We start from the raw sequence: 15,681 nt of genomic DNA on the forward strand, positions 1-15,681 counted from the left end.
ATGACAGGTCACGGGGTGGACGGCACCCCCAGCGTGACGCTGCTGCGCGACAGGCTGGCGTCCGGTGCGCTGGATGCGCTGGCGCTGGTCGACAGCTATATCAAGCGGATCGAGGCGCGCGAGCCGCAGGTGGGTGCATGGGCGTGGTTCGATCCCGAATTCGCGCGCGCACAGGCCCGCACGCTGGATGCGCATCGCCGGGCAGGGCGTCCCTTGGGGCGGCTTCACGGGTTGCCGGTCGCGCTGAAGGACGTGATCGACACCCAACGCATCCCCACGGAAAACGGCTGCGTTCAGGATGCGGGGCGCGTGCCCCTGCGCGACGCTTTTGTGGTAGAGCGGCTGCGCAAGGAAGGGGCGATCCTGATGGGCAAGACGGTCACGACCGAGCTTGCCTTCATGCAGCCCGGCAAGACCGCGAACCCGCATAATCTGGCACATACGCCCGGCGGATCGTCCCAAGGCTCTGCCGCGGCGGTGGCGGACGGGATGGTGCCGCTTGCCATCGGCACCCAGACCGGCGGGTCGGTGATCCGCCCGGCGTCCTTCTGCGGGGTGACCGGATATAAACCCACCTTCGGCGCGATCCCGCGGCGGGGGGTGCTGACGCAATCGCCCTCGCTTGATACGATCGGGGTCTTTGCCGGCGATCCCGCAGGGGCAGCACTGCTTGCCGAGGTGCTTTTCGGGCAGGATGACGAAGACAGCGCGACCACGCTTTGCGCCGCACCCGCCTTACATGCCGCGGCGACCTCGGCCCCGCCGCTGCCGCCCGTGTTCGGCTTCATCCGCCCGCCGGGATGGGAGGATGCGGAGCCGCAACTGCATGACGCCTTTGCCGAGCTGCTGGACGCGCTTGGCGATCAGGCGTTCGAGCTTCCGTTGCCAGCGGTGTTCGACACGGCAGCAGACCAGCGCAAGCTGATCAATCTGGCCGAGATGTCCTATCACTACTACCCCTATTGGCACCGGGGCGCGGACAAGCTGGGGCCGATCACCCGCGACGCGATAGAGCAAGGCAACGCCGTGCCCGCCCGCGACTACCTGTCGGCCCGCGACATGCCCAAGGTGCTGAACGCCGCGCTGGACGAGATGTTCACCCGCTGCGATGTGATCCTGTGCCCCTCGGCCCCCGGTCCGGCCCCCAAAGGGTTGGAAACCACGGGCGATCCGGTGTTCAACGGGCTGTGGACCTTCTGCGGCACACCCTGCATCAACCTGCCGCTTTTCACCTCGACCGAAGGGCTGCCCATGGGCGTCCAGCTGGTCGGCGCACGCCACAATGACGCGCGGTTGCTGCGCACGGCACAATGGCTGACCGACTGGGCCGCTGGTGCCTCTGCATAAAGGATATCTGATATGAACCGACTTCTCGCACTTGTGGCGTTTGCGACCATCACTACCTTTCTGCTGATCCTGGCCGTCAAGGTGCCCAGTCCCGATCTGGTGATCATCGTGGCGATCACGCTGGCGTTCATCGCCTTTGATCTGTTCACCTCCAGTCGCAACAAGAAAGACTAGCCGATGTCCAAACCCGTGATCTGGATCACCCGCACCCTGTCGAATGCCACGCTGGAACGCGCCCGCCGCGACTACGAGGTGATCTGGGATGCCGCCGACACCCCCGGCAGCGCAGAGGATATCATCAGGATGAGCGCATCCGTCGACGGGATCATCCCGTGCCACTCCGAACATTTCAGCGCAGATGTCGTGACGCAGCTCGACCCGCGGCTGAAAATCGTCGCGAACCATTCGGTCGGGGTGGACCATTGCGATCTGGACGCGCTGCGCGGCAAGGGGATCGTTGTGACCAACACGCCCGATGTGCTGTCGGATGCCACGGCAGAGCTGGCGATGATGCTGATGCTGGGGGCTGCGCGCAACGCGGTCGCTGGGGACCGGACTGTGCGGTCCGGCACATGGGATTTCTGGTCGCCGGCCTTTCTAGTGGGCAAGCAGCTGACCGGTGCGCGGCTGGGGATCGTGGGGATGGGCGGTGTGGGCCGTGCCTTTGCCCGCAAGGCGCGCGGCTTTGACATGGAGATCCACTATCACAACCGCAGCCGTCTTTCGCCCGAGGATGAAGTGGGCGCGGTCTATCACGAGACGCTGGAAAGCCTGCTGGCGGTGTCCGACTTCCTGTCGCTCCATTGCCCCGCAACGCCCGAGACGGTCGGGCTGATGAATGCCGACCGTTTGGCGCAACTGCCCAAAGGGGCAGTGCTGGTCAACACGGCCCGCGGCAATCTGATCGACGAGGCCGCTTTGGTCGACGCTCTGGATGCGGGGCATATCGGGGCGGCGGGGCTGGATTGCTTTGTCACCGAACCGGGGGGCAATCCGGCCTTCGCATCCTATGACAACGTGATGATGATGCCCCATGTCGGCAGCGCCACGGTGCAGACACGCGATGCGATGGGGTTCAAGGCGCTGGACAATCTTGACGCGTTCTTCCGTGGAGAATCCCCGCCGAACGCGCTCTAGTCTATAAACGGTCCGAAGAACTCAATGCGAACCTACGCTGGAAAGAATCGTATACGATTTACATGATCGTATTTATTTGTCATGGTGTGTTTCGAAAGGGGCGCATCATGACACTTCGACAATCGAAATCGGACATTCTATTCGACCGGCTTCGCCACGATATCCTGTCGCTGGATCTGCCACCGGGCATGGCGCTGCGCCTACCGGCCCTGTCGGAACACTATGGCATCGGCCTGACGCCGCTGCGCGAATGTCTGAACCGGCTGGCGGCTGAACAGCTTGTCGTGCCCGAGCATAACAAGGGCTTTTGCGTCACCCCGCTGACCCGTGCCGATCTTCTGGACCTGGAACGCAGCCGCGATGCCATCGAAGGCGCGATGCTGGCCCATTCCGTCAGCCACGCCGATGACGCGTGGGAGGCAGGGGTGATCGGCTCCTATCACCATCTGTCGCAAACGCCCGTGCCTTCGGTGATCCATAATGACGAGGCACTGGCCCAATGGACGCGGCGGCATCTGGCCTTTCATCAGGCATTGGTGGCGGGGGCGCGGTCAGAATGGATGGCGCGGTTTGCGGGGCAGTTGCAGGATCAGTTGGGACGCTACCACCGTTTTATTCAGGCAGGCCTGCGCGATCTGACCCAAAGCGCCCCCCCGCTGGCGGCCAAAGCGGCAGAGGTATTCTCTGCCAGTATGGCGCTAGAGCCGCATCGCGCGCTCTATCAGGCAGCAGTTGATCATGATCCGGCGGCGGCGCTTGCGGCCTTTCGCCATCACACCGGCCTGAGCATCGCCGCCTTCGAGGAGCTTTCGACGCTGATGCCGGCCCATTCGCCCTTTGCAAGAACCCTCGGCCCCCAATCGGAGACACCCGCATGACCGGCTACAACCCCGCTGACGAAGGGGCGCAAATGTCCTTTGCCAAGGATATGTCCTATACCGATTACCTGTCGCTCGACCCGATCCTCGGGGCGCAGAATTGCAAATCCGACGCCCATGACGAGATGCTGTTCATCATCCAGCATCAGACCTCAGAGCTATGGATGCGCCTGTGCCTGCACGAGCTGTCGTCGGCGCGCACCCATCTCGCGGCGGGTGATTTCGCGCCTGCGATGAAGATGTTGACCCGTGTGGCGCGCATTTTTGAACAGCTCAACAGCGCGTGGGATGTGCTGCGCACCATGACCCCCAGTGAATACAGCGATTTTCGCGACGACCTCGGCGCGTCCTCGGGGTTTCAGTCGCATCAATACCGGCTGATCGAGTTCATCCTCGGCAACCGCAACCGCGCGATGATGAAAGTGCATGAACATCGCCCCGAACTGCACCGCATGCTGACGCAGGAACTGGGGACAAAATCCCTGTACCATGTGGCGCTTGATCTGCTGGCAGAGGCAACGGGGCAAAGTTTTGACCCGCAAGCCTATGCGATGGACACGCCCCATGCGGCGGATGACGCGGTGATGCAGGCATGGGTGCGCGTCTACCAAGACCCGCGCGCCCATTGGCAGCTGTACGAGCTGGCCGAAAAGCTCGTCGATCTCGAAGACTATTTTCGCCGCTGGCGTTTCAACCATGTGACCACGGTGGAACGCATCATCGGCTTCAAACGCGGCACGGGCGGCACGTCGGGGGTGAAATACCTGCGCCGGATGCTCGAGGTCGAACTTTTCCCAGAACTCTGGAACGTACGAGGTGCCCTGTGACCCGATTGCCGATGAAAGACCGCTTTTCCTTGCCCGACGGCATGATCTACCTTGATGGAAACTCGCTTGGGCCTCTGCCTGTGGGGACGGCCGAAAGGGTGCAGGATGTGGTGCAGGCGCAATGGGGTGCGCATCTGATCAAGGGCTGGAACCTTGACGGCTGGATGGCGCAGCCCGCACGGGTCGGCAACCGCATTGCCCGCCTGATCGGCGCGCCCGAGGGGTCGGTCACCATGGGCGACACGCTGTCGGTGAAAGTGTTTCAGGCCCTGTCTGCCGCTCTCAAGATGCGCCCCGACCGGCGGGTGATCCTGTCGGACAGCGGCAACTTCCCGTCGGACCTGTATATGGCCGAGGGGCTGATCCAGCAGTTGGGGCAAGGCTACGAGCTGCGCATCGTCGCCCCCGAGGATGTCGCCAGCGCCATGACCGATGACGTGGCTGTCGCGATGATAACCCAAGTCGACTACCGCACGGGCCGCATGCATGACATGGCGCAGGTGACTGCGGCGGCTCATGGGGCTGGGGCGGTGATGCTGTGGGATCTGGCCCATAGCGCAGGCGCGGTGCCCGTCGATGTGGCGGCCTGCGACGCGGAATTCGCCGTCGGCTGCACCTATAAATACCTCAACGGCGGGCCGGGGGCCCCTGCGTTCATCTATGCGCGCCCCGATATCGTCGCGGACATCCAGCCCGCTTTGGCCGGATGGCTGGGTCATGACGCGCCCTTCGCCTTCGAGACCGGATACCGCCCCGCTGCGGGCATCGAGCGCATGCGCGTCGGCACGCCCCCCGTGATCCAGATGACCGCGCTGGAGCATGCGCTTGGGCTTTGGGACGCGGTGGATATGGCCGAGCTGCGTGCAAAGTCTGTCGCGTTAAGCGAGCTGTTCATCGCGCTGGTCGAAGAAAAATGCCCCGAGCTTGTGCTCGCCAGCCCACGGGATGCAAACCAGCGCGGCAGTCAGGTGTCTTTCGCGTCAAAGAACGGGTATGCGGTGATGCAGGCGTTGATCGCACGCGACGTGATCGGTGATTTCCGCGCGCCTGACATCATGCGCTTTGGCTTCACGCCCTTGTACATCGACGAAGGTGACGTGCGCGGCGCGGTCGACATCCTTGCCGAGATCCTTGCGACCCGCAGTTGGGACCGGCCCGAGTATCACCAGAAGCGCGACGTGACCTGAAGGGGCAAGCGACATCGGGACACAGCGCGGTGGCGGTGCGTCTTGGTGATGGTGGTCCACGCGAATGAACGCTATGATCACGCCATGCTTGATCTTCAGTCGCGCCCGAAATGCAGTGAATGCCCGATCCGCCACCGCGCCGTTTGTGCGCGGTGCGATGATGATGAACTGCTGATGCTGGAGCAGATCAAGACCTATCGGTCGTTCAAGGCGGGTGATCCGATGCTCTGGCGTGGCGACGGGCTGACCTATGTCGCGTCGGTTGTGTCGGGCGTCGCGAGCCTTGGCAAAACGATGGAGGACGGGCGCACCCAGATGGTGGGGCTGCTTTTCCCGTCGGATTTCATCGGCCGTCCGGGCCGCGCGGCGATCGACTTCGACGTGGTCGCCGTTACCGATGTGACGCTGTGCTGCTTCCAGCGCAAACCCTTCGAGGCGCTGATCGAGACCACGCCGCATATCGCCCAACGGTTGATGGAGATGGCCCTCGATGAACTGGACGCGGCGCGTGACTGGATGCTGTTGCTGGGCCGCAAAACCGCGCGCGAAAAGATCGCGACCTTCATTGAAATGCTGGCGCGGCGACAGCAATTGGCCAATGCGGATACCCCTAGGCAAGAGCTGGTCCTGCCTCTCACACGGTACGAGATCGCCAACTATCTGGGGCTCACGCTTGAAACGGTCAGCCGCCAGCTTGGCGCGATGAAGAAAGAGGGTATCCTGAGCTTTGTCGACCGTCGCCGTTTTCGCGTGGCCGATGTGGACGCGCTGCACGCGGCCTCGGGCGATGATTGCGACTAGGGAAATATTCCCTTTGATTTGATCTGTATCAATGCCGCAGGGCACCCCAAGGCGTTCCTTGTCTGCACCTTCATAGGAGAGTGCAGCATGTACAAGAATATCCTGATCCCCGTTGTTTTCGAGACCCCCGAGATCACCCAGACCGCTTTTGATGCGGCGCAGGCGCTGGCGGCACCGGACGCCAGATTGACCCTGCTGCACGTGATAGAGGCGGTGCCGGTCTATGTCGCCGAATACATCCCCACCGACATCGTGACCTCCACGCGCGAGGCGGTACAGGCGCGGCTGGATGCGCTGGCGCTAAGCGTGCCGGGGGCCGCGACAGCGATTGCGGACGGGCGCGCCGGGCCACGGGCGACACGCTGGGCCGAGGAAAACGGGACCGACTGTATCGTGATCGCGTCGCATCAGCCCGCGTTGTCTGACATCCTGCTGGGTTCGGTCGCGCAATATGTGGTGCGTCACGCCAAATGCGCGGTGCATGTGGTCAGATAGGTCGGGGCACCGCCAACGCGCTATTGCAGCCCGAGTATGCCGTCGGCGGTGGCAGCGACGCGGGCGAATGCCGCGCGGTCTTTACGTGCGATCAGCCACAGGTCGTGAAACCGTCGTTGGGGCAGGGTATGCACCGCCAGTGCGTCGCGGTGCGCAAACCCCTCCACCCCTGATCGCGGCAGGATGGTATACCCCAGTCCTTGGGCCACGGGCAGGGGGATTTGCCCGATCTGGTTGATAAAACTGCGCAGCCGCAGATGCTCTGCCCCGCGGTAGTCATCAAAGTTGCGCCCGAGAAGATCATCGGCATAGGCATTGCCATCGGGATGCGCGATGAACCCCAAGTCATCAAGCTTCTGCAGGGTCAAATCCGCCGCGTTAAAGGTGGCGGGCAGCACGAGGCAAAGTTCCTCTTGCGACAGGGGCGTAGCCTGAACGCGGGGCATATCGGGCACCGCGGTCACCACGCCCAGATCAAGCGTCCCTGCCAGTATATCCGCCAGAATACGCGCCTGCGGCGCGGCGCTGAGGTGCATTTCCAGCTTCGGGGCCTGCTGCATCCGCGCGATCAGATGCGGATACAGCCGTAACGCAAAGCTGCCAGAGCAGCCGATCCTGACCGTGCCGGATAAAGGATCATCGCGCTGCATCCTTTCGCGCAAAGCGCGCTCCTCTGTCCGGCGGGCACGTCCGATCGACAGCAACTCTTCTCCGGCGGGGGTGAGGGTGAACGACTTTCCCTCGCGCAGGATCAACGGCTGGCCGACCTGTTGTTCCAGCTTGCGGATATGCTGCGATACCCCCGGCTGGGTCATGGCCAGCCGGTCTGCGGTGCGGGTGAAATGCCCGATGTCACATAGGGTCGTGAAGGTTTCGAGCCATGAGGCGTTTAGCACGCGGACCATTCCATAAAGTTATCAATTTAATTCCATATGATAATTTTATGTTTGCGCGCGGTCCACCTAAATCACGGGGTATCACAGAACAAAGGATAGACCATGACACCGACACCACGCAGTTTCTCTCACATCGGGCTTTCCGTGCCGGATCTGGACCAAGCCGTAAAATTCTACGCCGACGTGCTGGGGTTCTACGTCATCATGCAACCGACAGAGGTTGTCGAAGACGGCAGCGATATCGGGCAGATGTGTACCGATGTCTTTGGCGAAGGCTGGGGCCGCCTGCGTATCGCGCATCTTGCCACGGCAGACCGTATCGGGATCGAATTGTTTGAATTTGACGGCAACCACGCGCCCGCAGACCCGCTGAATTTCCGCCAGCACGGCACGTTCCATTTCGCCATTCAGGATCCCAACCTCGAAGACCTGCTGGCCAAGATTGTCGCGGCAGGGGGCAAGCAGCGGATGCCGGTGCGCGAATACTTCCCCGATGATAAACCCTATCGCATGGTCTATGTCGAAGACCCCTTTGGCATCGTGTTCGAGCTGTATAGCCACAGCTACGAGCTGACCTATTCCGCCGGTGCCTATAGCTAATCCCAAGTCTGTTCTGCGGGCGAGGGCAGGGCTTTCGCCCGCAGTCATTAGCGCAAGATATGTCAAATAATGCAGGTCGGCGGGAACCCTCCTGCGAGGGAAGGCGGTTTTGTTGTCATAGCAACATCACGAAAGGTCATCCCATGTCATACTGGCGGTTCTTTGCAATGATCATCACCTCTACCGTGGTGATGTTCGGCTTAATGTATCTGAACACCTACGCAATCGATCACGTGTTCTTTAGCGAAACCCGCAGCTATATGGCGCTGTATATGGGCGCGGTGATGGCGGTCATCATGCTGGCGTTCATGCTGGGGATGTACAGCAACCGTGGGGTGAATATCGCGATTTTTGCAGGCAGCGCGCTGGTTTTTGCGGTGTCGCTGTTTCTGGTGCGCAGCCAGTCCACGGTCGATGATACGGCGTGGATGCATGCGATGATCCCGCACCATTCCATTGCGATCCTGACGAGCGAGCGTGCCAATATCTCGGACCCGCGGGTGCGCAAGCTGGCGGACGATATCATCGAAGCGCAACGGCTTGAGATCGACGAGATGAAGGCCCTGATCGCGGATCTTGAAGGCGGGCCAGCCGCAACACCGGAAATCGACGGGAAGTGAGGACACAATGACGCAACAGCAGACACAACCGGCAAAACTCTACCGTATGGTGATGCCCGACCACACCTGTCCCTACGGTCTGAAATCGAAAGACCTGCTGGAGCGTCAGGGCTTCGAGGTCGAGGATCACCACCTGACAACGCGCGAAGAGACAGACGCGTTCAAGGCGAAGCATGATGTCGAAACGACGCCGCAGAGCTTTATCGGCGGGGAACGCATCGGCGGCTATGACGATCTGCGGGTCTATTTCGGTTTGGACCAACCCAAGGATCAGCGATCTGACACGTCGTACCAGCCGGTGATCGCCATCTTCTCGGTCGCCTTTCTGATGGCGCTTGGCCTGTCGTGGTTTGCGTTCGAAAGCATCTTTACGGTGCAGGCGTTCCAGTGGTTTATCTCGATCTCCATGTGTTTCCTCGCCGTGCAGAAATTGCAGGATATCGAGAGTTTCTCGACCATGTTCCTGAACTATGACCTGCTGGCAAAACGCTGGGTGCCCTACGGTAAGATCTACCCGTTCGGAGAGGCCTTTGCAGGCATCGCCATGACCGCAGGGGCGCTGCTGTGGCTGGCGGCACCGATCGCGATCGTGATCGGTGGTATCGGGGCGATCTCGGTGATCAAGGCGGTCTATATCGACAAACGCGAGCTGAAATGCGCCTGCGTGGGCGGCAGTAGCAATGTGCCGCTTGGCTTTGTGTCCCTGACCGAGAACGTGATGATGCTGGGCATGGGGCTTTGGATGCTGGTACGGCTCTTCGGGTGATCTTTTGGCACCTGCTCAGCGGGCTTAGTGCCTATTCCTATTGCAAATCCCCCCGCGCCGCATCCGCGGTATGGGGGGATTTTCGTTCGTGTGGGGAGAGGGAAGCACCCCCTTCCGTGCCTGACAAGCGCCGCCTTAGGGGGCGATCCGCACCTCAAAGGACACAGACCCCGTTGCACCCGGTTCATGTGATCCGGTGCAATCCCATTGCAGCGCCCCCGCATAGCCCGCCGTATCCGCCCCGGGCGTGGTCATCGTGCAGACCACATTGCCGCCGATGGAGACGGGGCTTGGGATGGCGGATGCCAGTTCTGTGTAGGGCGGCGTGCGGTCGTGGATCACGATGTTGGTCGCGGGCAGTTCGCCAGGGTTATCGAGGAAGATGCGATATTCAAGCACATCCCCCGCAGCGGCACCGTTGCTGACGCCTTCGGGCGTGCCTTGGGTGACGTTGCGGACCGTCTTGCGCAGTTTCAGTACCCCTTCGGAGGATTCTACCCGCACCAGATCGGTGTTGCGGTCCTGCTCGGTCGCGCCGGTCGCGCCATAGGTCGTGTCGGCGACCACATCAAAGGCGATGGTCGACCCCGGTGCCGCCGCACCCGAGGCGGCGACACGAGCCACCAGACAGATACGCGTGTCAGGGGTCACGGGCAGGGCGGTGGTGATGGGGCTGGTGGCCGTCCCGTCGCAGGCGGCATCCTCGAACAGGGCGACGGAAAAGAGCCCCGGCGCGGTGATCGACTGGATATCGGTGTCAAACACCACAGAGCCTTCTGCATCGGCAAGATACTCATGCCGCAGGGTCACCACCTGTGCCGGACGGATCGCGCTTTGCTGGCTTTCGCTCAGCCGGGCGTCCTCGATCAGGCCGACATCCAGATCAGGATAGGATGTCCCCGCCGCAGGCGTGAAGGTAAAAGTGCCATCGCCGCTGGCCGGGTTGACCAGGCCGGGCAGGGCACCGGGGTTTTCCGACACGGTGAGCAAGCCGTTGTCCGGGACCACGGTGATGGTGACGTCATCGGCAAAGCCTTCGGGCAGGGTCAGGCTCCAGCTGCCATCGCTGGCAACCTGCGGCGACCCGATCAACGTGCCGCTGCTATCGGTGATCCGGACTTCGGCCGCACCAGTGTCGGCTTCCGAGGCCCCTTGCAGCGCGTCATAGGCTGTGTCGGAACCTGCACCATTGTCGATAAAGACCTTACCAGACAAGCTTGGGCCGGACCCGGCAAAACTCACGCTCACGGCGGCTTCGTCGTCATCGGCAACCCCGTCGCCCAGATCGTCCGTCAGCGGGCCCACCAGCGGATCACTATCGGGATCCGGCAGGTCAGAGGCGATGATCTCGGCCACGTTGGTATGCTCGCCTGTGGCGTTCATCGTGACGCGCACGGTCAGGGTCTCGCTCGCGCCATTGGCCACCTCGCCGACGTCCCATGTACCGGTGTTGGCGTCATAGGTATCGGTGCCATCCGCCGGTGTGGCAGAGACAAAGGTGAACCCGTCGGGGATCAGATCACGGACCCGCACACCGGTGGTGCCGTCAGGGCCGTCGTTTGTCACGGTGAGCACGAAATCAAGCTCTGTGCCCGGGCCCGCTTGGGTCACCGGCTGGCCGCTGGTGTCGAACACGCCCTTGGTCAGGGACAGATCCGCCGTCGCCCCGCCGTTCACAAACCCGAAATCAAGGGTGCGCACGCTGCCGGCGGTGATTGATACGCCCGTCTGCGGGTTCACGGTACCGGCCACAAGCCCGGGGGGCATGTCGGGATCGGCTGCGTCGACCTCTACGCGGTAGGTCGCTGTGGCAGACAGGTCAGAGAAGAGATAGGTGCCGTTGCTGGCTGTCTCTACGCTGGTCAGGAACGTGTCATCCGCGATGTCAGCTGTGCCATTGTCGTCGTACAGTGACACGGTCACGGCGCTGAGCACGGTTTCACCGGGCTGGTAGCTGTCCGAGTAGTTGGTGTCGCGGTAGACGACGCCGGACAGGTCACCTTCGGGCGGCAGCGGGCCAAAGCGTGACGGGCAGGCGGCACCGTCGTTCAGGCCACCCTCGCCGACAGGCACCGTATCGATCAACTGACCCCCGCCCGAGCCGGAACCCTGAAGTCCCACGTCGGCCTCATAGACCTCGTTTGTGACGTTCTGGTTGATGTACATGCGGCCGTAGAAATCGAACCACACGGCGCCATAGGACCCTGTCCAGGCGGTCGGGCCGAATTCAACCGGCGCGCGGGTGCCCGACGTACCATCCGCAGGGTCGATATAGAACAGACGGTCAGAGGCCTCGTTGACACCGTACAACATGCCGTCGTTCGGATTATAGGCGATGTCCGACGGTTCAACCGCAGCCGACAGCGTGATCAGGCCCAGATCAACGGGGGCGGACGGATCGGAAAGATCCAGCAACTGCAACGCGTTGGCCCCGTTCACACGATAGACCATCACCCCGTTGGGCAGAATGTCGCCCGCGGTGGAGCCCACCGCCGCCGACGCGGGGAGGGTCGAGACGACCTCGTAGTTGCCGGTGGAGTCCAGGCGGATCAGCTCGCGCGTGGCGGCGCGCACCCCGTAGAACAACCCATCGAGCGCATTATAGCCCCAGCCGCCGTCATACTGCACGCCCGCAGGGGCACCGATGTCGGTCGCGGTGATGCTATACACGCCAGCGCTTTCCGTAAAGCTAAGCCGCTGCAGCTGCGTATCCGTCTGCGTCACACGATAGAGCGAGCCATCGCAGGTAAAGGGCACCGCCCCGGCCGAGAGGATCACTTTGTAGTCCTCGACCTCACCGTCGAAATTCAGACCATCAAAGGGGTCCGCTGCGACGGCGCTGGAGGTCGACCAGCGGATACGTGCATGGGTAAAGCCACTGGTGATATTCGCAGGGACAGGAATGTTCAGGGTGATCTGGTTGTTGAACACCCCATCTGTATCGCCCGCGCCCCCATCACGGTAGTCGACCGCGATGTGTTCGGAAGGATCGAAGGTGCCGCTTTGGTCAAAATCGACCCAAAGCTGCAGGTTTGTGATCCCAGCGGTTACCGGGATGCCCAAGGCGAGTTGAGCGCTCAGGGTTTCATGGGTCACGATGGTCAAGGGCACGGTTGTGCCGGCCTCCAGAATGGGAAAGACGGCGATGGAATCCTCGTCGTCAAAGCCCGACAGGTCATCCGCATCGGAATCGGGGCTATGCTGAGGGGTCTGTTCGGTGTCAGGTTCACCGGCACCCAGATAGATGTCCTGGACCACGATGTGACGCGGATCGCCATAGGTCGCGGGCGCATCGCCGCGGTCGGACAGATCAGCAGCCGCAATGACCAGCGAATAATCCTCTACCTCGCCATCCACGGCAAAATCCGATGTGCTCAACCCCGTCTCGGAGCCGTAGCGGAAGCGCGCGTAGGTGGTCGATGTGGTCGCATCCGACGGCACGGTAACGTCGATCTGGATCACGCCATCGCCCGCGACATTGTCGAATTGCGTGCCGTCATCCTTTAGGTCAAGCGCGATACGCTCGCCAAGTGTCTCTTCGAACAGACCGTCGCCATTGAAATCGATCCAGGCTTGCAGGTTACCATTGCCTGTTACGGTCACGTCGAGCGTGCTGATCGTGCCTTGGGTCAGGACGGGAAAGGTGATCCCGTCTTCGTCGTCGGTGCCGATCAGGTCATCCGCCGTTGCCGTGGCATCCGATTGTGCAACCAGTTCGATATCCGGCTCGATCAGGCCCAGATACACACCCGGAGACCCATCTACGCCGTGGGTCGGTGTGAGGTAGCTAAGCGGTGCATCGCCAAAGTCCACACCCAGCCCGGCAAAGACCGCCACCGTGACCAACGCGCGGTCACAATCTGCGGGGTCCAGCGCATCGCAGAGCTGGTATTCGATGGTGTAGACGCCAGCGGGAACGCCCGCGGGCACAATAACGCGACCGGCTTCGGCACCGGCTGTTTCCAGAATCGGCACAGGATCGCCCGTGTTCTGCGGCACGGCTTCGGTCAATACAGTCAGTGTCGCGGTCGGGAAGGCGGCGGGCAAGCCGTTGATTGTGTCATTCGACATGACTTCGCCTGCGGTGCCGCCCAGCAGGGTGTTCACGGGCGACGCGGTATAGTCGTCGTCTTGCGCAACAATATCGGGCGAGGTGTTCGAGATTGCGCAAAGCTGGATGCCGGACCCGCGCGTCGCGCTACGGTCGGATGTCCCCGTGTAGCCGTGGATGAATTCAGCTTCGACGAAGGTGTTGAATTCATAGGTGGCGTAGTTGTCAAAGCTCGATTCATTCGGCTCGTCTTCCCAATCAAACGGGTCGCCCACCTTTGCAGGATCCATCGCGATCGCGTTCGGTCCGGCGGGAAAGGAGGACAAGGGCGCGGTGTTGAAGAAGGAGGTCACCGTCGGATTGGTGAGCGAGCCCACCACATCCGAAGAATCATCGCCCGTGCCGCGGCTGTCGACATCCGTTTGCTGGACAATGACACCGTTAATCCGGCTTTGGTCAATGGCCAGACCTTGCGGGTTGGCCGCCGTGGCCGTGCCATCCTGGACCAGTCGCAGACGGTAGGTGATGTATGCGTCGTCCTCTGGCGTCATGCGCGCCTCAAGCGAGGTGTCCAGCTCAAGCGCGGTTGCATTGTTGATGCTCGTGACCTGCATGACGACATCGATCGGGTTGCCGTTGATATCGGTTGTCACGTCGTCGAACAGGAAGATGTCTGACGGGGTTACATTCGTCCGGCTGCCGGACCCTGCCAATTGGGTCGATGGCTGGCGGAAGACGGACTGAGGCGTGCAGCTTTGCGAACCGGTCTCGCCTGACAGCACGCTGCTGACGATGGACAGGGATTCAGAATTCGACTGCAACCGTGAAACAAAAGGCTGGCCGATACGGCCAATGCCCGCAACCGCGTTGCTGTCCACAGACCCCGTCAGCACATCGGCCGCCTGAATGGTGTAGTCCTCCTGACAGACGACCGTTCCACCCGGGGCGACAGGCGTGGTGATCGCGGGGCAGAGCACAGGCCCCAGCAGATCGTCGTCGATCACAATGTCCTGCCCGGTGTTGAACGGCAGCGCGCCGGTGTTTGTGACCGTGTAGGTATAGGTCACAGTCTCACCCTGCGTCCCTGTGCTGGGGCTGGCGGTACGTGTCAATGAAATGCTTTGATCCACATTGAACGTTGCCGCACCAAACATCCCGATACCCCGCGGGGCGGGGTCATAATTGGTGAACTGGCTATAATTGCGCACGTTGCCGATCGTTTCATCATACCAGAAGGTGACCGTCGAGGTGCTGTCAGGGAAGGTCGCCCGCACGGTGCCAGTGTCATCATTGTTCGATGTAGGCGAGGCCCCGAACCCTTCGACATAGATACATTGCGCCTGGTTCGCGCCGATGGTGCCGGTGAAGCCAGATCCGGGACCGGGACCGACAAGCACCGCGGGTGCGGCGCTTACAGGTGCCAGCGTCGGATTGCCGTTGTCACCAAAGGCGGTTACAAAATCGCAACGGTCAGACCCGGCGTTGCTATCGCTGGCGTCAATATCCAAAATGTCGATCTGCAGATTGTCGATCGGAAAGGCGACCCCGCCCGAGCTGGTGGAAATAGAGGAAGTCGTCCGCGCATCCCCGAAACGCCCGCGGTTTCGCGGCGCGTCCGAAATGACCACGAGCGATTCCACATTGCCCCCAAAGATAGCAGAATCGTTGGGTGTCCCTTCCCCGCTGAAGGCGGTGTAGTTGCCTGTATGTTCAAAGGTCAGGTCAACCTCGAACCCGTATTGGTCCCGCAGGGTGCGTGTCAGCGGGCCAAGATTGCCGCCGGGCCAGTCGTAGGTGCCCCAATCGAGTTCGAACTCGCCGGCATCAGCTTGGCCAGCGCCTGTAACGACCAGAGCCGCCAAAGCGGCGGCACAATTCAGTTTTGTAAAGGTTAACTTTGAAATCGACATCAGACGGACCTCTTGTTGCGGTGTCCCAAACACCTTGTACATTGGCCGGAGACGACCTCGCCGTCTTTCCTGGCCCCCGGGATATGTCTAAAGTTCTCATACAAGGTTAACGCGAGCGACAATGCGCAGGTACAATCCCCCTGCCTTCCAGAATAGCGCCCTATAC

At 61.8% G+C, this 15,681-nt stretch carries 13 protein-coding genes; 11 read left to right on the forward strand and 2 right to left on the reverse strand.

All coding sequences use genetic code 11. The features are described 5' to 3' along the window. From AB1495_RS10260 to AB1495_RS10295, 8 genes are all read left to right on the forward strand, one after another. Positions 1–1,347: an amidase gene (locus AB1495_RS10260; RefSeq protein WP_074635718.1), complete on the forward strand. Its 1,347-nt coding sequence runs from the start codon at positions 1–3 to the stop codon at positions 1,345–1,347. Positions 1,348–1,359: 12 nt separating this feature from the next. After that, a complete protein-coding gene (locus AB1495_RS10265; RefSeq protein ID WP_005852160.1) occupies positions 1,360–1,521 on the forward strand; it encodes a hypothetical protein in 162 nt (53 codons plus the stop codon). A 3-nt stretch (positions 1,522–1,524) separates the two neighbouring features. Next, positions 1,525–2,484 carry a D-glycerate dehydrogenase gene (locus tag AB1495_RS10270; RefSeq protein ID WP_074635430.1) on the forward strand — a complete coding sequence of 320 codons (960 nt, stop codon included), beginning with the start codon at positions 1,525–1,527 and terminating at the stop codon, positions 2,482–2,484. A gap of 107 nt (positions 2,485–2,591) precedes the next feature. Further along, positions 2,592–3,362: a GntR family transcriptional regulator gene (locus AB1495_RS10275; RefSeq protein ID WP_074635432.1), complete on the forward strand. Its 771-nt coding sequence runs from the start codon at positions 2,592–2,594 to the stop codon at positions 3,360–3,362. Then, the gene (locus tag AB1495_RS10280; protein WP_074635434.1) at positions 3,359–4,189 is read left to right on the forward strand and encodes a tryptophan 2,3-dioxygenase; all 831 of its coding nucleotides are present in this window, start codon (positions 3,359–3,361) and stop codon (positions 4,187–4,189) included. Before AB1495_RS10275 ends, AB1495_RS10280 begins: the two co-directional genes overlap by 4 nt. Before the next feature lie 11 nt (positions 4,190–4,200). Then, on the forward strand, positions 4,201–5,376 hold the full coding sequence (gene kynU, locus AB1495_RS10285) for a kynureninase (RefSeq protein WP_074635436.1): 1,176 nt from the start codon (positions 4,201–4,203) through the stop codon (positions 5,374–5,376). 48 nt (positions 5,377–5,424) lie between these two features. Beyond that, positions 5,425–6,177 (forward strand): transcriptional regulator FnrL, encoded by a 753-nt coding sequence (gene fnrL, locus AB1495_RS10290; RefSeq protein ID WP_083350880.1) that lies wholly within the window; start codon positions 5,425–5,427, stop codon positions 6,175–6,177. 87 nt (positions 6,178–6,264) lie between these two features. Continuing rightward, positions 6,265–6,672, forward strand: a complete 408-nt coding sequence (locus AB1495_RS10295; RefSeq protein ID WP_037963283.1) for a universal stress protein — start codon at positions 6,265–6,267, stop codon at positions 6,670–6,672. Between the two features lie 20 nt (positions 6,673–6,692). Here the strand turns inward: AB1495_RS10295 and AB1495_RS10300 are convergent, their stop codons facing one another. Then, positions 6,693–7,577 carry a LysR family transcriptional regulator gene (locus AB1495_RS10300; protein WP_208856539.1) on the reverse strand — a complete coding sequence of 295 codons (885 nt, stop codon included), beginning with the start codon at positions 7,575–7,577 and terminating at the stop codon, positions 6,693–6,695. A 93-nt stretch (positions 7,578–7,670) separates the two neighbouring features. Here AB1495_RS10300 and AB1495_RS10305 point away from each other — a divergent pair, with 93 nt between their 5' ends. From AB1495_RS10305 to AB1495_RS10315, 3 genes are all read left to right on the forward strand, one after another. Continuing rightward, positions 7,671–8,168, forward strand: a complete 498-nt coding sequence (locus AB1495_RS10305; protein ID WP_074635437.1) for a lactoylglutathione lyase family protein — start codon at positions 7,671–7,673, stop codon at positions 8,166–8,168. 143 nt (positions 8,169–8,311) lie between these two features. Then, on the forward strand, positions 8,312–8,788 hold the full coding sequence (locus AB1495_RS10310) for a DUF305 domain-containing protein (protein WP_074635439.1): 477 nt from the start codon (positions 8,312–8,314) through the stop codon (positions 8,786–8,788). Positions 8,789–8,795: 7 nt separating this feature from the next. Then, complete coding sequence (locus AB1495_RS10315) at positions 8,796–9,554, forward strand: glutaredoxin family protein (protein ID WP_074635441.1); 759 nt, start codon at positions 8,796–8,798, stop codon at positions 9,552–9,554. 135 nt (positions 9,555–9,689) lie between these two features. On the opposite strand, the gene AB1495_RS10320 is transcribed toward AB1495_RS10315, so the two are convergent. Continuing rightward, positions 9,690–15,515 carry a GEVED domain-containing protein gene (locus AB1495_RS10320; RefSeq protein WP_244268890.1) on the reverse strand — a complete coding sequence of 1,942 codons (5,826 nt, stop codon included), beginning with the start codon at positions 15,513–15,515 and terminating at the stop codon, positions 9,690–9,692. Positions 15,516–15,681 lie beyond the last annotated feature (166 nt).

This window comes from Sulfitobacter pontiacus (assembly GCF_040790665.1).
Classification (GTDB): domain Bacteria; phylum Pseudomonadota; class Alphaproteobacteria; order Rhodobacterales; family Rhodobacteraceae; genus Sulfitobacter; species Sulfitobacter pontiacus.